General features: G+C 58.6%; 3 protein-coding genes and 1 pseudogene. 3 read left to right on the top strand and 1 reads right to left on the bottom strand.

Annotated features, from left to right (window positions below; genetic code table 11):
* Together AC13CN_RS00035 and AC13CN_RS00030 are read left to right on the top strand one after the other, a co-directional pair.
* A partial coding sequence (locus AC13CN_RS00035) for an RNA-guided endonuclease InsQ/TnpB family protein (RefSeq protein ID WP_483052908.1) occupies positions 1-748 on the top strand: 748 nt, incomplete at its 5' end.
* Between the two features lie 187 nt (positions 749-935).
* Positions 936-2,384: a cobyric acid synthase gene (locus AC13CN_RS00030; RefSeq protein WP_054645377.1), complete on the top strand. Its 1,449-nt coding sequence runs from the start codon at positions 936-938 to the stop codon at positions 2,382-2,384.
* A 6-nt stretch (positions 2,385-2,390) separates the two neighbouring features.
* On the opposite strand, the gene AC13CN_RS00025 is transcribed toward AC13CN_RS00030, so the two are convergent.
* Positions 2,391-2,633, bottom strand: a complete 243-nt coding sequence (locus AC13CN_RS00025) for a RidA family protein (protein WP_483052907.1) — start codon at positions 2,631-2,633, stop codon at positions 2,391-2,393.
* A 75-nt stretch (positions 2,634-2,708) separates the two neighbouring features.
* On the opposite strand from AC13CN_RS00025, the pseudogene AC13CN_RS00020 reads away from it, so the two are divergent.
* Positions 2,709-2,874 (top strand): annotated as a pseudogene (locus tag AC13CN_RS00020) (IS5/IS1182 family transposase); the annotation flags it as partial.

Genomic DNA, 2,874 nt, shown 5'->3' with positions numbered 1-2,874 from the left:
CCGCTGGAGCCGGTATTTTTCCGGCACACCAAGCAGTATCACGGTGAGCTGCGATACCGCTGGCCGTTACCACGTCAGCTTTTTGGTGGAAGAAGCGGTCACGCCGCTGCCCGTGACACCCAAAATGGTCGGTATCGACCTGGGACTGACGCATCGCGTCATCACCAGTGACGGCGACAAAATCCCCAACCCGCGTTTTCTCCATCGTACCGAGCGCAAACTCGCACGGGTGCAACGCAACCTGTCGCGCAAACAGAAAGGCTCGCAAAACCGCGCCAAGGCGCGGCATCGAGTGGCGAAGGTGCATGCCAAGCTGGCCGACCAACGCCGCGACGCCACCCATAAACTCTCCACGCAGCTTATTCACGAGAACCAAGTCATTGCTGCCGAGAGTTTGCCGGTCAAGAACCTGCTGAAAAACAGCTCACTGGCGAAAGCAATTAGCGACGTGGGCTGGTACCAGCTTACCCAACAACTGGCGTACAAGGCCGAGCGGTACGGGCGCGATTTCGTCCAGATCGACAAGTGGTATCCCAGCTCAAAACGCTGTTTTCACTGTGGCCATATCACCGAGAAGATGCCGCTCAATGTCCGCACTTGGGATTGCCCACACTGTGGCACCCAAGGCATCGACCGCGATGTGAACGCTGCCCGCAACATTTTGCAATCGGGCAAAGCCATTCTGGCGGGCGCTGACAAGCTCCGGCAGCATGAAAAGACGACTACCGTGGGGCTCACGGGAGGTTAAGCCTGTGGAGCTTGTGTAAGACCTGAGGTGCCATCACCAAGGGCAACGGGCTGTGAAGCAGGAACCCGGAAGGCAACAACCGGGAATCCCCTTCCTTTCCGCCGCAGGCGGCAGCTTCCTAAGAAGCTGAGGAAGGGGAGGAGGTCAAGGACGGATATTCAGCAACTGCGTAGGTCGAGAAGACGCCATGACCACACTGATGATTCAAGGCACCACCTCGGATGCGGGCAAAAGCACCGTGGTGGCGGGGCTTTGCCGAGTTCTCAAGCGCCGGGGTCTCTCGGTGGCCCCGTTCAAACCACAAAACATGGCGCTAAACAGTGCGGTGACCAGCGATGGTGGCGAGATTGGCCGCTCCACCGCGCTACAGGCCCAAGCGGCCGGCGTCCTTCCCCATAGCGATATGAACCCGGTACTGCTAAAGCCAGAAACCGACCGGGGTGCCCAGGTGATTCTGCGTGGTAAGGTGTACGGCCATATGGACGCGCTGGACTACCACGCCTTCAAACGCACCGCCCAAGAGAGCGTGATGGCAGCGTGGCAAGCGTTAGAGCAGCGCTATGATGTGATTATTGCCGAAGGCGCAGGCAGCCCGGCGGAAATCAACCTGCGCAAAGGGGATATTGCCAATATGGGCTTTGCCGAAGCCGCGGACTGCCCGGTGCTGCTGGTGGGCGATATTGACCGCGGCGGCGTGTTTGCTCAATTGGTTGGCACGCTGGCGCTACTGAGTGACAGCGAACAGGCCCGCACCAAAGGCTTTATTATCAACCGTTTTCGGGGCGATATTGCGCTGCTCGAACCAGGGCTAGAGTGGTTGGAAGCGCGCACCCAAAAGCCGGTGCTGGGCACGCTGCCGTATCTACAAGGGCTGCTGCTGGATGCCGAAGATAGCATCGGCACCGTGCAGGCGGAGAAAGAGAGCCAAACGCTCAAGGTTATCGTTCCTGCACTGCCGCGCATCAGTAACCATACCGATTTCGATCCGCTTCGCCTGCATCCGCAGGTATCGCTTAGCTTTATCGGCCCCGATCAGCCCATTCCCTGCGCTGATGTGATCGTACTTCCCGGCAGTAAAAGCACCGCTAGCGACTTAGCCTGGTTAAAGCGCCAAGGTTGGGACGCCGCGATGACTCGCCACCTGCGCTATGGCGGCAAAGTGCTGGGCATTTGCGGCGGCTTTCAAATGCTGGGGGAGTGGGTGGATGACCCCGACGGGCTAGAGGGCACGCCCGGGAAAGTCGCCGGGTTGGGTCTGTTACCGCTGACGACACGCATGGTGGCGGGCAAGCAGCTTCGCAACGTGAGCGGCATGTTGGTGGGGGAAGAAGCAAAGGTAAAGGGATACGAGATCCATAACGGCGTTAGCAAAGGCTCCGCTCTGGACAATCCGCTATTCGATCTCGGTACCCACTTGGATGGGGCCATCAGCGAGGACGGCCAAGTGATGGGCACTTACCTACACGGCCTGTTTGATCATCCAGACGCCTGCCAAGCGCTACTCACGAAGCTTGGCCTAGCCAAGGCAGGCAGCGTAGATTACAACGCCCACCGCGAACAAGCCTTGGAGCGCTTGGCCGATACGCTAGAAGCACATCTGGATATTGACGCGATCCTGGCGTTAGTCAAATCTTAACGGAGGCTATTCCGCTGCAGTGTCTTTCGATGGACGTTTCGCCATCAAGGTAATTTCTACCGAACTGCCACCGCAAATGTGGGGTGATTCAGTACAAGTGCGCGCTGGGTAGCGCCCTGGCTCAAAAAATTCGGCGTAGATGCTGTCTAGCGCATTGATCTGTTTTAGGTCAGTGAGGTGAACATCCACGCGAACCACATCCGCCAGACTGCCACCTTCTTGCTCTAGCATGCGCGCGAGTTCGCGCATCACTAGCAGCCTGTCGGACTTTCCGTTGCACCGTGAGATACTGACCACCGTCATCGCCGAGCTGAGAAGATCGCCATGAGCCGCTTCATCCCTGTGGATCGCCAGACCGATTACCTGCTGCCGCCTTCGGTAGACGAGTGGTTGCCCGATGGTCACCTGGCGCGGTTCGTTGTCGATGTTGTCGAACAACTGGACCTCTCGACGTTGACCCGGCGTTACATGGGGCGGGGTTCCAAGGCAC

It is taken from the genome of Vreelandella sp. L-25 (assembly GCF_056857535.1).
The sequence above is the reverse complement of the archived record's forward strand: the minus strand, read 5'-3'. Positions and strand labels throughout refer to the sequence as shown.